At 67.8% G+C, this 17,620-nt stretch carries 18 protein-coding genes; 3 read left to right on the top strand and 15 right to left on the bottom strand.

Features of this window, described 5'->3' with window-relative positions:
* Window positions 1–77: 77 nt before the first annotated feature.
* Window positions 78–983: a LysR family transcriptional regulator gene (locus CFB40_RS23240; protein WP_089432501.1), complete on the bottom strand. Its 906-nt coding sequence runs from the start codon at window positions 981–983 to the stop codon at window positions 78–80.
* Between the two features lie 90 nt (window positions 984–1,073).
* Between CFB40_RS23240 and CFB40_RS23235 the strand changes: the two genes are divergently transcribed.
* On the top strand, window positions 1,074–1,604 hold the full coding sequence (locus CFB40_RS23235) for a DMT family transporter (protein ID WP_089433288.1): 531 nt from the start codon (window positions 1,074–1,076) through the stop codon (window positions 1,602–1,604).
* A gap of 40 nt (window positions 1,605–1,644) precedes the next feature.
* On the opposite strand, the gene CFB40_RS23230 is transcribed toward CFB40_RS23235, so the two are convergent.
* The 5 genes from CFB40_RS23230 to CFB40_RS23210 are packed head-to-tail and all read right to left on the bottom strand — an operon-like array spanning window position 1,645 to window position 6,753.
* Window positions 1,645–2,010 (bottom strand): response regulator, encoded by a 366-nt coding sequence (locus CFB40_RS23230; RefSeq protein WP_089432500.1) that lies wholly within the window; start codon window positions 2,008–2,010, stop codon window positions 1,645–1,647.
* A 40-nt stretch (window positions 2,011–2,050) separates the two neighbouring features.
* Entirely contained in the window at window positions 2,051–3,010 is a 960-nt protein-coding gene (locus CFB40_RS23225) for a chemotaxis protein CheX (RefSeq protein ID WP_089432499.1), read from the bottom strand.
* Window positions 3,011–3,042: 32 nt separating this feature from the next.
* A complete protein-coding gene (locus CFB40_RS23220) occupies window positions 3,043–3,624 on the bottom strand; it encodes a hypothetical protein (protein ID WP_089432498.1) in 582 nt (193 codons plus the stop codon).
* Window positions 3,621–4,349, bottom strand: a complete 729-nt coding sequence (locus tag CFB40_RS23215; protein WP_089433287.1) for a methyl-accepting chemotaxis protein — start codon at window positions 4,347–4,349, stop codon at window positions 3,621–3,623. Before CFB40_RS23215 ends, CFB40_RS23220 begins: the two co-directional genes overlap by 4 nt.
* 22 nt (window positions 4,350–4,371) lie before the next feature.
* Window positions 4,372–6,753, bottom strand: coding sequence for an MCP four helix bundle domain-containing protein (locus CFB40_RS23210; protein WP_089432497.1), 2,382 nt, complete (start codon window positions 6,751–6,753; stop codon window positions 4,372–4,374).
* 57 nt (window positions 6,754–6,810) lie between these two features.
* Between CFB40_RS23210 and CFB40_RS23205 the strand changes: the two genes are divergently transcribed.
* Window positions 6,811–7,050, top strand: a complete 240-nt coding sequence (locus CFB40_RS23205) for a hypothetical protein (RefSeq protein ID WP_089432496.1) — start codon at window positions 6,811–6,813, stop codon at window positions 7,048–7,050.
* A gap of 159 nt (window positions 7,051–7,209) precedes the next feature.
* Here CFB40_RS23205 and CFB40_RS23200 read toward each other — a convergent pair whose 3' ends face one another.
* The 8 genes from CFB40_RS23200 to CFB40_RS23165 all read right to left on the bottom strand — a co-directional run bounded on the left by CFB40_RS23200 (window position 7,210) and on the right by CFB40_RS23165 (window position 14,965).
* Window positions 7,210–8,940, bottom strand: a complete 1,731-nt coding sequence (locus tag CFB40_RS23200; RefSeq protein WP_089427792.1) for a cation acetate symporter — start codon at window positions 8,938–8,940, stop codon at window positions 7,210–7,212.
* Window positions 8,937–9,245, bottom strand: a complete 309-nt coding sequence (locus tag CFB40_RS23195) for a DUF485 domain-containing protein (RefSeq protein WP_043179330.1) — start codon at window positions 9,243–9,245, stop codon at window positions 8,937–8,939. The genes CFB40_RS23200 and CFB40_RS23195 overlap by 4 nt, the downstream gene beginning before the upstream one ends.
* A gap of 272 nt (window positions 9,246–9,517) precedes the next feature.
* Window positions 9,518–10,528 carry a succinylglutamate desuccinylase/aspartoacylase domain-containing protein gene (locus tag CFB40_RS23190; protein WP_089432495.1) on the bottom strand — a complete coding sequence of 337 codons (1,011 nt, stop codon included), beginning with the start codon at window positions 10,526–10,528 and terminating at the stop codon, window positions 9,518–9,520.
* A 31-nt stretch (window positions 10,529–10,559) separates the two neighbouring features.
* Complete coding sequence (locus tag CFB40_RS23185) at window positions 10,560–11,753, bottom strand: pyridoxal phosphate-dependent aminotransferase (protein ID WP_089432494.1); 1,194 nt, start codon at window positions 11,751–11,753, stop codon at window positions 10,560–10,562.
* 52 nt (window positions 11,754–11,805) lie between these two features.
* Window positions 11,806–12,501, bottom strand: a complete 696-nt coding sequence (locus CFB40_RS23180) for an ABC transporter permease (RefSeq protein ID WP_089432493.1) — start codon at window positions 12,499–12,501, stop codon at window positions 11,806–11,808.
* A 49-nt stretch (window positions 12,502–12,550) separates the two neighbouring features.
* The gene (locus tag CFB40_RS23175; RefSeq protein WP_089427796.1) at window positions 12,551–13,267 is read right to left on the bottom strand and encodes an ABC transporter permease; all 717 of its coding nucleotides are present in this window, start codon (window positions 13,265–13,267) and stop codon (window positions 12,551–12,553) included.
* Between the two features lie 40 nt (window positions 13,268–13,307).
* A complete protein-coding gene (locus tag CFB40_RS23170) occupies window positions 13,308–14,105 on the bottom strand; it encodes a transporter substrate-binding domain-containing protein (protein WP_089432492.1) in 798 nt (265 codons plus the stop codon).
* A gap of 74 nt (window positions 14,106–14,179) precedes the next feature.
* Window positions 14,180–14,965, bottom strand: coding sequence for an ABC transporter ATP-binding protein (locus CFB40_RS23165; RefSeq protein WP_373452696.1), 786 nt, complete (start codon window positions 14,963–14,965; stop codon window positions 14,180–14,182).
* A 259-nt stretch (window positions 14,966–15,224) separates the two neighbouring features.
* Here CFB40_RS23165 and CFB40_RS23160 point away from each other — a divergent pair, with 259 nt between their 5' ends.
* Window positions 15,225–15,881 (top strand): TetR family transcriptional regulator C-terminal domain-containing protein, encoded by a 657-nt coding sequence (locus CFB40_RS23160; protein ID WP_256976886.1) that lies wholly within the window; start codon window positions 15,225–15,227, stop codon window positions 15,879–15,881.
* Between the two features lie 88 nt (window positions 15,882–15,969).
* Here the strand turns inward: CFB40_RS23160 and CFB40_RS23155 are convergent, their stop codons facing one another.
* Window positions 15,970–17,571 (bottom strand): 5-guanidino-2-oxopentanoate decarboxylase, encoded by a 1,602-nt coding sequence (locus tag CFB40_RS23155; RefSeq protein WP_089432491.1) that lies wholly within the window; start codon window positions 17,569–17,571, stop codon window positions 15,970–15,972.
* Window positions 17,572–17,620: the final 49 nt, after the last annotated feature.

Here is a 17,620-nt window from a genome sequence, read left to right as displayed (position 1 = left end):
CCCTCGGCATCCGGCAGGATACGGAGATCGCGGCGCGCTGTAAATTGCGCGCGCGTCGCGCCGGCCACGCCGCGCGGCTACCCGCCGCTCGCGACGCGCGCGATCGTCTGCCGCAGCCAGATGTGCGCGGCGTCGCCGTGCCGGCGCGCGTGCCAGTGCTGCGCGAACTCGAACGAATCGATCGGGAACGGCGGCTCGAACACGCGCAGCCGCGCATCGTCGCGCACGCGGTCGAGGTTGCGCCGCGCGACGGTCAGCACGAGGTCGGTGTCGGCGATCAGGTCGTTCGCCACACCCCAGAACGGCAGGATCACCGCGATGTGCCGCTCGCGCCGCAGCCGCGCCAGCGCGCGATCGACCTCGTTGTCCATCCCGTCGCGCATCGCGACGAGCGCATGCGGCCGCGCGAGCCACGCATCGAGCGCGAGTTCGCCGCGGCGCGGCAGGCGGCTTGCATCGGCCACGCACGCGAACGACTCGACGAACAGCGGTTGCGCGTGCAGGTCGCGCTGCATCGCGGGCAACACGCCGAGCGCGAGATCGACCTCGCCGTCCATCAGCTGCATCCGCATCGCCTCGCGGGTGGCCTGCGACACGATCAGCTCGATGCCCGGCGCGTCGGCGCGCAACGTCTTCACGAGCGCCGGCAGCACGATCCGCGCGCCGTAGTCGGACATCGCGATGCGAAACACGCGCGTGGCCGCGGACGGATCGAACGCCGGCGGCTCGATCAGCGCGCCGAGCCGGCCAAGGACGTCGTTCAGCGGCTCGACCAGTTCGTTCGCACGTGCGGTGAGTTCGAGCCGGCCCGCGCGCCGCACGAGCAACGGATCGCCGAAGATGTCGCGCAGCCGCGCGAGCGCATGGCTCACGGCCGGCTGACTGCGGTGCAGCCGCACGGCGGCACGCGAGATGTGTTTTTCGCTCAGCAACACATGCAGCGTCACGAGCAGGTTCAGGTCGATGCGGGCCAGATTATTCATGAAAGGAATATGAAGCATCCGAAGAACGAATTTCCATTCGTGATCTTAATGGACAACAATCATTTCAACATCCTTTCACGACCGACCAAGATGACGACTTCCCTGTCCTTCGCCACCCTTCCGCTCGCCGTCGCGGCCTTCGTCGCCGGTGCGCTCGTGCCGCTGCAAGGCGGCAGCAATGCCGCGCTCGGGCGCACGCTCGGCCACCCGCTGTGGGCGAGCGTCGCGTCGCTGACGGTGAGCCTGCTCGCGGTGCTGCCCGTGCTGCTGGCGACGCGTGCGAACGCGCCGCTCGTCGGCGACGCGCTGCAGCGCCCGCTGTGGATGTGGCTCGGCGGCCTCGCGGGCGTGATCTACATCACGCTCGCGCTGATCCTGACGCCGCGGCTCGGCGCGACGACCTTCATCGTCTGCGTCGTCGCCGGGCAAATGCTCGCGTCGCTGCTGATCGACCACTACGGGCTGATGGGGCTCGCGCAGCGGCTTGCGACCCCCGGCCGCATCGCGGGCGTCGCGCTGATCTTCGCTGGGATGATCGTCGTGCAATGGCAGACGCCCGCACCACGCGTGCCGGCCGCCACCGGCGACGCGGCGGCCGCGCAACCCGAACCGCAACGCTGAGCGCGCGGGCGGGCGCGGGTGCGCCGCCCCCCGACGGGCGTCAGCCCGCGAGCTTCTTCAGCGCGTCGAGCACCGCTTCGCCCTTGAACGGCTTCACGATCCAGCCCTTCACGCCGGCGGCCTTGCCGCGCTCCTTCATCGCCGGGCTGCTTTCGGTCGTCAGCATCACGACGTTGACCGTCGAGTTCGCCAGCTCGCCGCGGATCTTCTCGACCATCGTCAGGCCGTCCATGTTCGGCATGTTCACGTCGCTGATCACGAGGCGCACGCCGGGCGTTGCCTTGAGCTTCGCGAGCCCGTCCTTGCCGTCGACGGCCGTCGCGACGTCGAGCCCGTGATTGCGCAGGAAGCCCGCGACTTCGTCGCGCACCGTGCCCGAATCGTCGACCACCAGAATCTTTGCCATGTCGTATTCCCCTTCCTTTCCTTGTTGCTGACTTCAGTCTTCAAAACAGTTCGAGTTCACCCGATTCGACCATCGGCCCCACGTCCTGCACCGATTCGCGGAAATCCTCCGGCGACCAGCTGAGGCTGAACACGAAGCGCTGGTCGAGGCAGACGGAGCGCCCCGATGCCGGGTCGGTCATCCGGTACTTGAAGCAGAGCTGCGGGCAATCGCCGCCGAACGAGATGAACTTCTGCTTGTGATTGACGACGAGCGGCACCTGCACCGGATGGCGCGCCAGCGCCTCGGCGTCGCCGAGATAGCGGTTCTTGAACGCGCCCCACACGAGGTTGGTCAGCTCGCCGAGCACGCTGTTCACGTCGCGGAAATCCGGCGCGCGGCCGGCCTCGCGCGTGCCGCCGAGCATGTCGAGCAGCGGCTGCTCGCTCGTCTGCAGCAGCATGTAGCCGCGGCACCATGCGCTTTCGAGCGCGATCAGGCTGAACACTTCGCCGAAGATGATCTGGTCGCGCACGATGCACGGCGTTTCGTGCTCGATCGTCATGCCCGGGAACAGGCTGTCGATGCGCGTCTCCGTGATCTCCGAGATGCCGCGCACGAGTGCGTTCGGGTAGTCGCGGCCGAACAGGTATTCGTCGATCGCGCGCTTGAGCGGCGTCATGTCGTCCGCGACGTAGGCCGCGCACGCGACGCGCGCGAGCGCCTCCGGCAACCCGTCGCGCGACGCGAGCGATTCGCGGCGCAGGATGATCGGCAATTCGGGGCGCAGCGCATCGATCTGCGTCGCGATGATCGCGCTCTCGGCCGGCGAACCGCCGTAATCCTCGGCCAGCAGGATCGCGCCGAGGTCGATGTTCGAGCGCAGCACCTTCAGCAACCGGCTGCGCCGCACGGTCAGGCCGACCAGGTTGTGCTCGTCGCAGAAACGCTTGATCGCGTCGGCGTGCGCGCGACTGTCGTCGAGTACGAGCACCTTGCTGACGGGTTTGTCCAGGGTCATCTCAAGGTTTCCTAATGATCTGTCAGGGTCGGTCAGAACAGTTCGAGCTCGCCGCCGGTATCCACCGTGGCCGTCTCCGGCACATGGAAATCGACCGGCGCGTTCGCGCACACGCACAACGTCGCGCCGACCCGCACGTCGCCGTCGAGCGTCAGGTCGTAGGCGGCCACGTGATCCGGCGCCAGCGCGGGCAGGTAGTCGATGCTCGATCCGCTCAGCAGATAAGGCGTCGACATCCCCAGGTCGGGAAACGGCACGGTCAGCGCCTGGTTGATCGCGCCGCAGCACAGGTTCGCGACTTCCATGAACGCTTCGGGCAACGGCCGCTGGCTGCTCGTGCCCGCCGTCGCGCCGGCGAAACGGCGGCGCGTCGCGTCGTCGTCGCTGAAGCGCAGCGCGAGCAGCAGGCGGAAATGCAGCGCCGAGATCGTCAGCACCGCGACATGCTCGGGCACCTTCGGCTTCGTGCGCGACCTCGCGGGCGCGTGGTCCTGCCCATCATGTGCGTGGCCGGCAGCCGGCCGGATGTCGCACGCGCCGCCGGATGCGAGCCGCGTGCGCGCCGCATCGAAAAAGATCCGTTCGAAGCCGGCTTTCGCCTGCGCGCTGATCACGCCGCGCCTCCTTCGATCCGCGCGTGCAGTTGCCCGGCCAGCGTCTCGACGGTCGCGAGCGCGGCCGTGATCATCTTGCCGCCGGCCTGGATGTCCTGGAACGTCGCGGCCGTCACGAGATCGTTGCGGTTCAGGCTGTCGCGATAGCTGTTCGACAATTGCTGCGAGCGCGCGGCCAGCCCGCGCACCTCGCTCGCGACGATCGAGAAGCCGCGCCCGGCCGCGCCGGCGCGCGCGGCCTCGATCGACGCGTTCAGCGACACGATCGACACGTGCGCGACGATCGCCGACAGCTCCTGGTTCTTCGCGCGCATGTCCTGGTTCTGCGTGGTCAGCGAGATCATCTGCTCGTGCCAGCGCTCGAACGTGCCGGCGAGCCCGCGCAGGCGCGCGGCTTCATCGGCGATCTTCATCGCGTGCTGCGCGAGCGCCGCGCGATCGGCCGACAGCGCCTGCACGGCGTCGCGCTGCGAGCCGGCGGCGGACGTCTCGCGCGCCAGCGCATCCTCGAGCTGCGCCTCGCGCTGCGCCCATGCATCGGCCGCCTCCGCATGCGCCGACGCGACGTCGGCGACGCGCGCGTCGGCTGCGTCGAGCGCGCCGCGCAACTGCGCCGCATCGCGCTCGTGCGCCGCGACGAGCCGCGTGCGCGTCACGCGAAACACCACCACCGCCACGATGGCGACGACGACACCGCCCGCCAGTGCGGCGGCCATCTGGATCATCCACGCCTGCCCGATCACGTCGTCACTCCGCCGCGCCGATGTCCGCGCTGCGCGCACGTTCGTGCACGACGCCCTGGGCGGCACCGTCCGCCGCGAAGCGGGCCGGCAGCGACACGATCGTCTCGAACGCGCGATACGGCGCGCCGACGCGATCGTCGGTGAAGCGCAGCGCGATGTCGCCGCCGTCGCGCTTCAGGAAGTTGCGCACCGCGTCCATGCCGACGCCGCGCCCCGACACTTCGGTCACCGTGCTCGCGGTCGAGAAACCCGGCCGGAAGATCAGCTCGGCCACCTCGTCGTCGGACAGCGCCGCGTCGTGGCCGGCATCGATCCAGCCGCGCTCGCGCGCGATGCCGCGAATCCGGTCGAGCGCGAGGCCGCGGCCGTCGTCGCTCAGCACGAACCACAGCTCGCCGCCGCCCACGCCGACGGCGATATCGATCGTGCCGGACGCCGCCTTGCCGGCCGCGCGCCGCTCGTCGGACGATTCGATCCCGTGGTCCATCGAATTGCGCAGCAGGTGCATGAACACGTTCTTCAGCGTCGCGGCGATTTCGCTGCGCACGCGGTGGCCGTGGCTGTCGATATGCACGACCGGCGCCGGCTTGCCGAGTTCGGCCGCGAGCGACGGCAGCGACTCGATCACGCCGCCGAGCGCATCGCCGATGCCCTGCGTGCCGAGCTGGCTCAACATGCGGCGCACGGCGTCGCGCGCCGCGTGCCAGTCGGACGCGTTCGCCGGATCGGCACCGTCGAGCACGCGCAGGCTCTCGCTGATGTGCGCGCGTTCGACCATCAGGAAGTCGGCGCCCTGCACCGCTTCGCCGCTGCGGCCGAGCGTGACCGCGTTGATCGTCGCGTAGTGCTCGACCGCGTCGCGCACGCGGGCCAGGTCGTCCATCAGCGCGTCGCGGTTCCACTCCGGGCCGCCGTCCGCGCGGCGCAGCGAGTCGTACGCCTGCTCCGCCTCGTGGACGATGTTGGTCAGGTGCTGGAGGCTGTACGTGCGCGCATTGCCCTTGATCGTGTGCATGTTGCGGAACAGCGCCGCGACGATCGAGTGATCGGCGCGCTCGTGCTGGCGGATCATCCGCTCGTTCTCGCTGAGGAAGCCCTTCGCGCTGTGGACGAAGTCGTGGAACTTGTCCTGGCTGATCGACAGAATCTCGCCGATCATTTCGAGGCGGCGCTGCTGCTCGCCGGCCTGCGCGGTCAGCTCGCGAATCTCGGTCACGTCGCGCACGCACAGCATCAGGCGCACGACCGTGTCGGTCTCGTCGGTGATCGCCGACCAGCTCAGGTCGAGCCACTTGTCGCGGCCGTCCGGCATCCGCTTCGCGACTTCGTTCACGAGCAGGTGCTCGTTGAACGCGAAGTTCATGCTGTCTTCGCCGAGGCATGCGTGCACGGCCGCATCGACCTGCGAGCGCGCGTCGGAACCGATGTTCGAGTCGTCGAACACGAGCGCCATCAGGTCGCGGCCCGCGATGTCGCTCGTCTCGAAGATGGTTTCGAGGTACGCCGAATACTCCGCATGCACGACGCCGCCTTCGACGACGGTCAGGATCCCCTGCTGCATATTCTGCAGCATCGCCTGGATGTCGGCCGTCTTCTGCTTGAGCTGCGCCGAGTTCTCCTGGATCTTCTCGATCATCCCGTTGAACGCGACGATCGAATGGCCGATTTCGTCCATCCGGCCCACCGGCACGCGGCGCGTGAAATCCTGGCTCGTCGCGATCTCGCTCATCGCCGTCTGCATCCCGATCAGCGGGCGCGTGATCTGGCGATACAGCAGCAGGCCCAGTGCGGTCAGCAGCACGATCACCGTGCCGGCGACGCCCGCGATCGCGGTCGCCGTGGTCGACAGCATCCCGTTCAGCGCGCTGATCGCGTCGTCCTTCTGGCGGTTCTTCTCGACGCGCAGCGTGTCGACGATGCTTTCGAGTTCGTCGCGATACTGCGCGACGTTCGCGAACAGGTACGCCTGCGCCATCTCGGGCTTGCCGTCGGCCTTCATCTTCACGGTGTCGTCGATTGCCGCGAAATAGTTCGTGGCGCTCTCCTTCGCCTGCGAGACGAGCCCGACCTGCGCCTGGCCGACCGCCGACTTCGCCTGCACGTCGAGCGCGGCGCGCAGCGCGCCCTGCTTCGCCTTCAGCTCGTCGCGCGCCTGCGCGGCGGTGTTCGCGTCGGGCGCATAGACGAGCGTCATCGTCGCGATCTGGATGTTCTTCACATCGGCGACGAGATCCGCGGACGCGAGCGCGCTCGGCACGATTCCCTGGGTGACCTGGCGTACCTCGGACGCGCTCTTGCGGGTCTGGTACACGGCATAGATGCCGATCGCGGACAGCGCGAAGAACGTCAGGACGACTAGCAGCGTAATGCGATGACGGATGGTCATGAGTACAGCTCCCCGCAGCGATCCGGCTTCGATCGCCGTTTGGTCTATTGAAAGAATGTGAGCGCCGAATTATCGGGGATGGTGTATGACGCTCCGATGACCGAAAATCATTCATTCATTGATAAAAATGAAATGAATAATTGTGACGAAAGCGCCCTAAAGATTTGCCGGGATCTGCCGTTAACCTCCTGCCACAAGGCTTCGATCGGCGATCCTGCGCGGCCCGGAAATTCCAGGTTCGGATATTTTATTTTTATTTATTTAATCCGCGAATTAGCCGCAATCGGGCTTTCGTAAAACGTTTGCGCATTATCGACGAATTCAGTCGAATTCGCGATTTTTTATTACCGTGGCGTAATTCCACGGACGGATGAAAACGATTCCGCCCGCCCGGGGCCCGCGATGCGATGGACTGCATCGGGGGCCCCGGCGCGGGCGTGAGCGACTAACGATAGGTCAGTGGCTGCTGGCGCGCGTCGCCCCCAGCCCCGTTTCCGAACGCACCTGCTGCGCGGCGAACGCGCCCTTCTCCGCCTTCGCGCGCAGGCTCGTGTCGAGCACCGAGAACAGCCACACGCCGACGAAGCCGATGGTCATCGAGAACAACGCGGGCGACGTGTACGGGAACCACGCCGAACCCTTCGGATAACCGAGCGTCGCCTCCCACACCGACGGCGACACGATCGTCAGCCCCACCGACGAGACCAGCCCGAGGAAGCCGCCGATGACCGCGCCGCGCGTGGTGCAGCCCTTCCACATCATCGACAGGAACAGCACCGGGAAATTGGCCGATGCCGCCACGGCAAACGCCAGCGACACCATGAACGCGACGTTCTGCTTCTCGAACGCGATGCCCAGCAGCACGGCGATCACGCCGAGCACCAGCGTCGTGATGCGCGACACCTTCAGCTCGTCGGCACTGTTGGCCTTGCCGTTCTTGAAGACGGTCGCGTAGAGATCGTGCGACACCGCGGACGCGCCCGACAGCGTGAGCCCGGCCACCACCGCCAGGATCGTCGCGAACGCCACGGCCGAGATGAAGCCGTAGAACACGTCGCCGCCCACCGTCTTGGCCACCAGCACCGCGGCCATGTTGGCCGTGCCCGCGCCGCCCTTGATCACGCCCTTGGCCACGTCGGCCAGTTCCGGATTGGTCAGTACCAGCGTGATCGCACCGAAACCGATGATGAAGATCAGCACGTAGAAGTAGCCGATCCACGTGGTGGCCCAGAACACGGATTTCCGCGCTTCCTTCGCATCCGGCACCGTGAAGAAGCGCATCAGGATGTGCGGCAGGCCGGCGGTGCCGAACATCAGCGCCATGCCGAACGAGATGGCCGAGATCGGATCCTTGATGAACCCGCCCGGCGACATCACCGACAGCCCGATCCGCGTCGCGTCGTCCGGCGCCTTGCCGGCATTCGCGGCGATCGCGGTCTTGACTTCCACGGCATGGGCGAACAGCGCTTCCGGGCTGAAGCCGTATTGCGCGAGCACCATGATCGCCATGAAGGTCACGCCCGCGAGCAGCATGCACGCCTTGATGATCTGCACCCAGGTGGTGGCCGTCATGCCGCCGAACAGCACGTAGACCATCATCAGCGCGCCGACGATGACGACCGCCACCCAGTAGTCGAGACCGAACAGCAGCTTGATGAGCTGCCCCGCGCCCACCATCTGCGCGATCAGGTAGAACGCCACCACCACCAGCGTGCCGATCGCGGCGAAGCTGCGAATCGGCCCCTGCTCGAAGCGATAGCCCGCGACGTCGGCGAAGGTGAACTTGCCGAGGTTGCGCAGCCGCTCGGCCATCAGGAACGTGATGATCGGCCAGCCGACCAGGAAGCCGATCGAGTAGATCAGGCCGTCGTAGCCCGACGTCATCACCGCCGCGGAAATGCCGAGGAAGGATGCCGCCGACATGTAGTCGCCCGAGATCGCGAGGCCGTTCTGGAACCCGGTAATGCCGCCGCCGGCCGTGTAGAAATCCGCCGCGGAACGCGTGCGCGACGCCGCCCACTTGGTGATCCACAACGTCCCGGCCACGAACAGTGCGAACAGGACGATGGCCGTGGTGTTGGTGGCCTGCTTGGCGGTCTGCCCGACATCGCCGCCGCCCGCGACGGCCACGCCGCACACGCCCACGGCCAGCAGCGCGACCAGCGCCATCGAAAGTGTCTTCTTCATTGGGCGACGTCCTGCAGGATGTCCTGCGTCAGTTGATCGTATTCGTTGTTCGCGCGGCGCACGTAGATGCCGGTGATGACGACGGTGAACACGATCACCGCCATGCCGACCGGTACGCCGACGCTCGTCACGCCGGTGCTCACCGGCTTCGCGAGGAACGACTTGTCGAATGCGATCAGTGCGATGTAGCCGTAGTACACGATCAGCATCAGCACGGTCAGGCAGATACCGAGCGTGTTGCGCCGTCGCTTGAGCTGCGCATACTTCGGATGCGCTTCGATTTTTTTCACCAACCCATCATGCATCGCCTGTCTCCTAGTTTGCTTTTTGAATGAGTTCGGCGATTCTGAACAGCGAAGCTGACTGCGCGCTTACTCGGTCTTTCGCGAGTGCACTATGGTTTTCCCTAGCGGAACGGGCGTAGCGCCGCTGTCGGAAGCGAAATGCTTGATGGATGTACGCGGCCATGCACGGGGCGCGCCGTCACGTCGACGTCAGTTCGGCACCGCGACGCGGGTTGGCCCGGATGCAATAGTTCGATCGTTCTCGACCGGCGGATGGTCGCGCGCCGCGTCGCTCATGGATCGAGCGCGCCGCCCGACCACCCCGCCGACGGACGCGAACCCGTCAGCTTCAGCGCGACGTCGCCCTGCGCGACCAGCCGCTCGCGATTGCGCGTGACGATGCGTCCGGCCTGCGGCGCGACCAGCACGTGCTCGCTGCCGGGCACGCCCGGATGCGCGACGATCCGCGCGATGCGTTCGCCCGCGGCGACCGTCGCACCGAGTTCGCGTTCGTACACGAGCACGCCCGATACCGGCGCGAGCACCGTCTCCATGTGCGCGATCGGCACGGCCTCGCCGTGCCAGTCGTGCGCGCCGGCAGGCTCCGCGATCACGCCGCGGCCGCGCAGGAACGCCAGCACGCCGTCGGCATCGCGCTCGGCGAGCGCATCGGATACGTCGGATTGCCCGCGCAGCTCGACCGTTGCGACGAGCCGTTCGCGCAGGCCGCCGTTGCGCGCCCAGTGCGCGGCGATCGCACCTTCGAACGCGCCGTCGTCGTCCTCGTCCCACAGAATCGCGACGTCGACGCCGAGCGCCGCCGCGAGATCGCGGCTGGCCGGCCACATTTCGCGCTGCACGTACAGATACGGCAGCGCCTCGGAGTCGGTATGCAGGTCGAGCACGATATCGGCGCCGCACGCGGCGTCGAACAGCGCGCGCTGCCAGGCGGCGAATGTCGTCGCGGGCCGGCGCGCCGCGGCCGATTCATGGAAATGCCGGTTGAAATTGCGCTGCGTTGCATCGTGGAAGCGGCCGAGCAGCCGCCCTTGCCGGAACTGCGCGAGCCCGAGCGGGTTCGCCTGCGGCACCACCGTCACCGTGCCGCGCAGCATGCCGCGATCGTGCGCCGCGCACAGCTGCGGGAGCAAGCGGTGCAGCACGAGCATGCCGGCGATCTCGTCCGCATGCACGCCGGCCTGCAGATGCACGCACGGCCCGTCGCCGCCCGACAGCCGCCACGCGCGGATCGCGAGCGGCTGCCCGCCGTCGCCGGGCACCTGCCAGGTCAGCGCCTCGATCATCGTCCGTCCTCCTTCGGGTTCGGCTCGCCCATCACGACACCGCGCGCGAATCCGCGCCAAGGCTCGCGACGAATGCCGCAATGCGCTCGCATGCGTCGGCCAGCTTCGCATCGTCGACGACGAAGCCGAAGCGCACGAAGCCGGATGCGGTATCGCCGAACGCGCTCGCGTCGAGCAGCGCGACCTGCTTCGCGCGGAACAATCCCCACGTGAACGCGTGCGCGTCGAGCCCCGTGCCGCGCACGTCGACCATCATGAACATGCCGGCTTCCGGCAGCAGGCAACGCAGCCCCGGCACGTCGCGCAGGCGCGCGTAGGCCAGGTCGCGGCGGCGCCGGTACAGCTCGCGCATGTCCGCGACGATCGCGGCCTTGTTGTCGAGCGCGGTGACGGCCGCCTGCTGGATGAAGCCCGGCAGCCCGTACAGCATGCACAGCGCGAGCCGCTCCGCGTGCTCGATCAGCTCGGCCGGGCCGATCGCCCAGCCAACCCGCCAGCCGGGCATCGCGTGCGATTTCGACAGGCTGCCGATCGTCACCGTGCGTTCGGCCATCCCCGGCAGCGACGCGATGCTGACCAGGTCGCGCTCGAACGTCAGTTCCGCATAGACCTCGTCGGACACGACCCACAGATCGCGCTCGCAGGCGAGCCGCGCGATGCGTTCGAGATCGGCACGCGGCAGCACGACGCCGGTCGGGTTGCACGGCGTCGCGAAGAAGATCGCCTTCGTGCGCGGCGTCACGGCCGCTTCGAGCGCGTCGAAGTCGAGATGAAAGCCGCGCGACGCATCGACCGGCACCGGCACGAGCGTCGCACCCGACGCGCGCACGCTGGCTTCGTACGTCAGATACATCGGCTCCGGCACGATCACCTCGTCGCCCGCCTCGCACAGGCACATCGCCATCGCGAACAGCGCGTTCTGCGCGCCGGCCGTCACGATCACGTGCTCGGCACCGACCGCCTGCCCGGACGCCTTCGCATGCTCGCGCGCGATCGCCGTGCGCAGTTCGGCGCGGCCCCGTACTTCGCTGTAGTGCGTATCGCCGCCGCGCAGCGCGGCGACCGCACGCTCGACGATGATCTCCGGCGTCGGAAAGTCGGGATCGCCGACACTCAGGATGATCGCCGGCTCGCCCGCCGCGACGGCCGCCTGTGCCGCGTAATGAATGTCCCATGCAGTCGTGCGCTTGCCCTGCAGGCGATCGACCAGCTTCGAATAGTTCATGCGTTCTCCGTCGCGCGGCGTCCGAGCGGCCGCCGCTTCTTCAAGGGTTCGTTCACCGCGGCATGCGTACCGGCACACGCCGCTCGAGCCGGCCAAACGCGCGTTCGATCACGAACGCGAGCACGACATAGATCACGGCGATCGCCAGCAGCGGCTCGTAGGTCCGCAGTGTCTGCGCGCGAATGTAGTTCGCGGCGCCGAGCACGTCCATCACCGCGACCGTCGACGCGAGCGCGGTCGATTTCAGCAGCATCACCGTCTCGCCCGCGAGCGTCGGCAGCAGGATCTGGATCGCACGCGGCAGCCACACGCGCCGCGCGATCATCGACGGGCGCATCCCCATCGCGCGCGCCGCCTCGATCTCGCCCTTCGGTACGCCGCGCAGGCCCGCGCGCAGTACCTCGCCGACATACGCGCCGACGCTGATCACCAGCGCGAACGCGACATACCAGAAACCGTCGCGCAGGAACGGCCACAGCACGCTGTCGCGCAGCGCGGGCCAGCCGGCGAACAGCGAGCCGACGCCGTAGTAGATCAGGTAGATCTGCACGAGCAGCGGCGTGCCGCGTATCACTTCGGTGAACGCCTTGCTGACGCGCGCGACGACCGGGTTGCCCGACAGCCGCGCGAACGCGACGACGATCGCGAGCGCGAAGCCGAACACGGCCGAGATGACGAGCAGCTTGACGGTGGTCAGCACGCCGAGCAGCAGCAGCGATCCGTAGGAAGACAGTACGCTCAGATCCATGACGTTGATCCGGTTCGGTCAAAAAATACGTGAGAAGACCCGGCGCGGCTCACGATGCCGGCATCCAGCGGCCGAAACGCCGCTCGATCTCGCGGAACAGCATGCCGGACAGCGACGTGATCGCGAAGTACACGGCCGCGACCATCAGGTAGTAGTGCATGTACTCGCGCGTCGACCCGGCCGCCTGCTTCGCGGTGTAGAGCAGCTCGCTGTAGCCGACCACGCTGATCAGCGCACTGTCTTTCACGAGGATCAGCCACAGGTTCGTGAAGCCGGCCAGCGCATACGGCGCCATCGCCGGCAGCGTCACACGGCGGAACACGAGCGACGGCGGCGCGCCGAACGCGCGCGCCGCCTCGATCTGCCCGTACGGGATCGCGAGGATCGCACCGCGGATGATCTCGGCCGCATACGCGCCCTGCACGATGCCGAGCACGATCACGGCCGCCGCGAAGCCGTTGACCGCGACCGGCCCGGCACCGATCGCCGTCATCAGCAGGTTGATCGCGTCGGTGCCCGCGTAATAGAGCAGCAGGATCAGCAGCAGCTCGGGCACCGCGCGGCACAGCGTCGTGTAGCCCTGCGCGAGCCGCTCCAGCACCCGCACGCCGGACAGCTTCGCGGCCGCACCCAGCAGCCCGAGCACGATGCCGACGACGAACGCGCCGAGCGAAATCTCGAGCGTCACGCCCGCGCCCTGCAAGAGCGCGACGCCCCAGCCGTCCGGGTCCATGCCCAGGTAGCTCACCCATCCCCAACCGTCCATGCCGCCCCCTCGTCCGTGCGTGACGCCCGTGTGCGCTCGATCAGTGCGGCCAGAGGTCGATCGGGAAATACTTCTTCGCGATCTGCGCGTACTTGCCCGATGCATGCAGTTGCTCGAGCGCCTGGTCCATCTGCTGCTTGAGCGGTGCATCGGCCTTGCGCATCCCCGCGCCGACACCGTAGCCGAAGACCGCCGGGTCCATCTTCACGCTGCCGGGGCCCTTCAGCTCGAACGCGGAACCGTCCTTCGACTTCAGGAAATCGAGAATGCCGAGCTGGTCGAGATACATCGTGTCGATGCGGCCGGCGACGAGGTCGGCGTTGCAGTCATCCTGCGTGTTGTACAGGCGCACCGTCGCGGTCTTGCCGTAGGCCATCTTGATGAACTCGGCGTTCGCGGTCGAACCCTGCACGCCGATCACCTTGCCCTTCAGCCCGTCCGGCGTCAGCGTGAGCTTCTGGTTCTTCGCTCCGACGAAGGTGCCCGGCGTCTCGTAGTACGGCCGCGAGAACGCGATCACCTTCTGGCGCTCCGGCGTGATCGACATCGAGTTGAAGATCACGTCGATCTTGTCGCTGAGCAGCGCCGGGATGATGCCGTCCCACGCGACTTCCTTGATCTCGCACTTCGCCTTCATCTGGTCGCACAGCGCGCGGATCAGATCGGCCTCGAAGCCGCTCCACTGGCCCGTCGGGCTCTTCATCAGGAACGGCGGATACGGCTCGGCCGCGACCCCGAAGCGCAGCACGCCCGACGACGCGTGCGCGGAACCGAACGGCGCGAGCGCCGCGAGGACGAGACTCAACAGGCACAGCAGACTGCGTACGACACGTTTCATGGTCGGACTCCTTGCGGGAAAGATAGGGATCGGGGCAGCCGCCCGTACTGGCACGCGCGGGCCGCGCCCGCGGTTCAGTGGCGTTGCCGATGCGCGTTGACGAACTGGCGGCAGCGTTCGCTCTGCGGCGCGTCGAAGATCTCGGCCGGCGTGCCGCTCTCCTCCACGCGCCCTTCGTGCAGGAACAGCACCCTGTTCGACACGTCGCGCGCGAACGCCATTTCGTGCGTGACGAGAATCATCGTGCGGCCTTCGCACGCGAGATCGCGAATCACCTTCAGCACTTCGCCGACGCGTTCGGGATCGAGCGCGGACGTCGGCTCGTCGAACAGCATCACCCTGGGCCGCATCGCCAGCGCGCGCGCAATCGCGACGCGCTGCTGCTGGCCGCCGGACAGGAACGCGGGATAGACGTTGCGCTTGTCGGCAAGGCCGACGCGTTCGAGCAGCTGCTCGGCGCGCGCGATCGCTTCGGCGCGCGGTTCGCGCAGCACGTGCACGGGCATCTCGATCACGTTCTCGAGCACCGTGCGGTGCGCCCACAGGTTGAAGCTCTGGAACACCATCCCGAGCCGCGTGCGAATGCGCTCGACCTGGCGCGGATCGGTCGGCACCGTGCGGCCCTTGCGGTCGACCTTCAGGCCGATCTCCTCGCCGTCGACCACGATGCGTCCGCGGGTGGGCGTCTCCAGCAGGTTGATGCAGCGAAGCAGCGTGCTCTTGCCCGAGCCGCTCGCGCCGATCAGCGAGATCACTTCGCCTTCGCGCGCGCTCAGCGACACGCCCTTCAACACCTCCAGCTCGCCGAACCGCTTGTGCAGATCCGTCACCTGCACGCGCTCGTCGACGGCCGCCTTCACGCTCTCCACCCGCGCCAACATGCTGTCTCCTGTGTCGAATTCTCATGCCCGTCCCGTGCGGGACCGCGGCGTCTTGTTGAATGGCCGACCAACCTCATGCGGAGTCGAGTATAGGCGCTGTTGAACGGTGGTTCAACAGATTTCAATCATCCTGGAGCAAGGGTTTTCGCGGGTTCCACGCTGCTTTCGATGGTGTAATTGAACAAGCGTCCGACACTCCCCTATAATCGGTGCCATGACGATTCCGTAAGGTCACCCCGTGAAAAAGACTCCTGGCAGCGCACCGGTTCCGGCCCGCAGCCGCGGCATCCGCGAAACGCCCGCGGTGCGGCAGCAATCGATCATCGACGCGACGATGCGCTGTATCGCGCGCTACAGCTATTCGGAAACCACGATCGACCGCATCTGCGCGGAAGCGAAGGTGTCGCGCGGGCTGATCAACCATCACTTCCAGTCGAAAGACGAGCTGATGGCGCAGACCTACAAGCGGCTCGCGTCCGACCTGCTCGACGTGTCGCGCGCGGCCGCCGCGAACGCGACCGGCCCCGAGGACAAGCTCGACGCGATCATCAAGGTGTGTTTCGCCGCGCCGGTGTTCGCGCCGAAGAACGTGAAGGTGTGGCTCGGCTTCTGGAGTGTCGCGCATAGCGACCCGGTGATCCGCAAGGCACACAAGGAGCTGTACGCCGGCTACCGGCAAGCCCTGAAGAAGCTGTTCGACCAGATCGCGGAAGTGCGCGGCGGGACCGTCGACAGCGATCTCGCCGCGCTGACGCTGACGGCCGTGATCGACGGGTTCTGGCTCGAGCTCGCGCGCGACCCGACGTCCTTTACCGCGGCAGACGCGCTGGCGAGCTGCCTGCGCGTCGTCGATACGTTCCTGCCGCCGCCGAAGACGGCCCGCAAGCGCGCGTAACGCGGCGCGCCGGCGACCTGACGCATCATCGCCGCCGGCAACCCGGCGGCGCACCCGACGGCCTCGCATCGCGAGGCCGTTCGCGTTTTCAGCACGCGCGAATCTCGATCAGATACGGCGCGTCATGCGCCGCCGCCTCGCTGAGCGCCCCGACCAGTGAAGCACCCTCGTCGACGCGCTGCGCGCCCCATCCGTACGCCCGTGCGATCGCGACGAAATCCGGCGTATGCAGATCCACGCCGACCGGCTCGACGCCGCCGTCGACCATCGCGCGCTTGATTTCCCCGTATCCACCGTTGTTCAGCAGCACGACGATCACGCGCGCACGGTGTTGCACCGCGGTGCCGAGCTCCCCAAGCGTGTACTGGAATCCGCCATCGCCGGCGAGGCAGACCACCGGCCGCGACGCATCGCCGAGGCTCGCGCCGACGGCGGCCGGCAGCCCGTAGCCGAGCGAGCCGAACCCGACCGACGCGTTGAACCAGCTGCGCGGGCGCGGCGCCGCGAAGCCGACGTTGCCCGCGTAGACGATGCGCGTCGAATCCCCGACGATCGCCGCATCGGGCAGCGTGTCGCGCACGCTGTCGAGCAGCGCGAGATCGCGGCACATTTCGTCATTCAGTTCCTGTCGCGCCGCCGCACGGCACTTCGTTGCGCGTTCGACGCCGTCGCGATCCGCACGGGCGCCCGCGTCGCCGGGCCATACGCGCCGCAGCGCGCGCAGGGTTTCGCCGACGTCGCCGAGCAACGGCAGCGCGGGCACCGCATTGCGGCACAGCTGCTGGGGATCGATGTCGATCCGCACGAGCGGCGCGGGCATCGAGAAACTGCGCGTCGCATACAGGTCGTAATCGGTCGGCCCGAGCTCGGTGCCGAGCGCGACGATCAGGTCGCTGTCGCGCATCAGGGCGCGCACCGCGTCGCTCGACGCCGACCACGCGATGCCGAGCGGATGCGCGGGCGGCAGCACGCCGCGCCCGTTGATCGTCATCACGACCGGCGCATCGAGTGCTTCGGCGAGCCACCGCACGTCGTCGGACGCGTCGAGCGCGCCGCCGCCCGCCAGGATCAGCGGCGCGCGCGCGGCAGCCGCCTGCGCGCGCAGCGCGTCGATGCCGTCGGCCGATGCGGGACCGGGTGCGATGCGCGGCGGCGCCGCCGGCACCGGCGGCAACGTGTCGGCCGGCGCCGCGAGCACGTCGAGCGGGATCTGGATATGCACCGGGCGCGGCCGGCCGCCCGAGAACACCGCGAACGCGCGCGCGATCGCCTGCGGCAGTGCGTCGGCGCGCGGCACCGTATAGCTGAACGCGGCGACATTCTCCGCGAACGCATGCTGGTCGGGCAGTTCGTGCAGATGGCCGTTGCCCGAGCCGATATCGCCGGACGCGTTGACGCTCGAGATCACCAGCATCGGAATCGAATCCGCAAACGCCTGCGCCATCGACGTCGCGATGTTCGTCATCCCGGGGCCGGTGATCACGAAGCACACGCCGGGCTTGCCGGTCGCGCGCGCATAGCCGTCCGCCATGAAGCCGAGGCCCTGCTCATGGCGCGCACTCACGTGACGCAGCGTACTGCCGGCCAGCCCGCGGTACAGCTCGATCGTGTGCACGCCGGGAATGCCGAACACCGTATCGACGCCGTACGCGGCGAGCAGGTCGACGAGATACATGCCAACTGTTTTCATTTGTCTTCCATCGTTCAGGACAGGTTTCTGGATCATTCGCCGGGCGGCG

The organism is Burkholderia sp. AU31652 (genome assembly GCF_002223155.1).
Lineage (GTDB): Bacteria > Pseudomonadota > Gammaproteobacteria > Burkholderiales > Burkholderiaceae > Burkholderia.
The sequence above is the reverse complement of the archived record's forward strand: the minus strand, read 5'-3'. Positions and strand labels throughout refer to the sequence as shown.

Excerpts from the sequence above, each read along its gene's own strand:
- CFB40_RS23240 (WP_089432501.1), bottom strand. The coding sequence starts at position 983 with ATGAATAATCTGGCCCGCATCGACCTGAACCTGCTCGTGACGCTGCAT.
- CFB40_RS23235 (WP_089433288.1), top strand. The coding sequence starts at position 1,074 with ATGACGACTTCCCTGTCCTTCGCCACCCTTCCGCTCGCCGTCGCGGCC.
- CFB40_RS23230 (WP_089432500.1), bottom strand. The coding sequence starts at position 2,010 with ATGGCAAAGATTCTGGTGGTCGACGATTCGGGCACGGTGCGCGACGAA.
- CFB40_RS23225 (WP_089432499.1), bottom strand. The coding sequence starts at position 3,010 with ATGACCCTGGACAAACCCGTCAGCAAGGTGCTCGTACTCGACGACAGT.
- CFB40_RS23215 (WP_089433287.1), bottom strand. The coding sequence starts at position 4,349 with ATGATCCAGATGGCCGCCGCACTGGCGGGCGGTGTCGTCGTCGCCATC.
- CFB40_RS23210 (WP_089432497.1), bottom strand. The coding sequence starts at position 6,753 with ATGACCATCCGTCATCGCATTACGCTGCTAGTCGTCCTGACGTTCTTC.
- CFB40_RS23200 (WP_089427792.1), bottom strand. The coding sequence starts at position 8,940 with ATGAAGAAGACACTTTCGATGGCGCTGGTCGCGCTGCTGGCCGTGGGC.
- CFB40_RS23195 (WP_043179330.1), bottom strand. The coding sequence starts at position 9,245 with ATGCATGATGGGTTGGTGAAAAAAATCGAAGCGCATCCGAAGTATGCG.
- CFB40_RS23190 (WP_089432495.1), bottom strand. The coding sequence starts at position 10,528 with ATGATCGAGGCGCTGACCTGGCAGGTGCCCGGCGACGGCGGGCAGCCG.
- CFB40_RS23185 (WP_089432494.1), bottom strand. The coding sequence starts at position 11,753 with ATGAACTATTCGAAGCTGGTCGATCGCCTGCAGGGCAAGCGCACGACT.
- CFB40_RS23180 (WP_089432493.1), bottom strand. The coding sequence starts at position 12,501 with ATGGATCTGAGCGTACTGTCTTCCTACGGATCGCTGCTGCTGCTCGGC.
- CFB40_RS23175 (WP_089427796.1), bottom strand. The coding sequence starts at position 13,267 with ATGGACGGTTGGGGATGGGTGAGCTACCTGGGCATGGACCCGGACGGC.
- CFB40_RS23170 (WP_089432492.1), bottom strand. The coding sequence starts at position 14,105 with ATGAAACGTGTCGTACGCAGTCTGCTGTGCCTGTTGAGTCTCGTCCTC.
- CFB40_RS23155 (WP_089432491.1), bottom strand. The coding sequence starts at position 17,571 with ATGAAAACAGTTGGCATGTATCTCGTCGACCTGCTCGCCGCGTACGGC.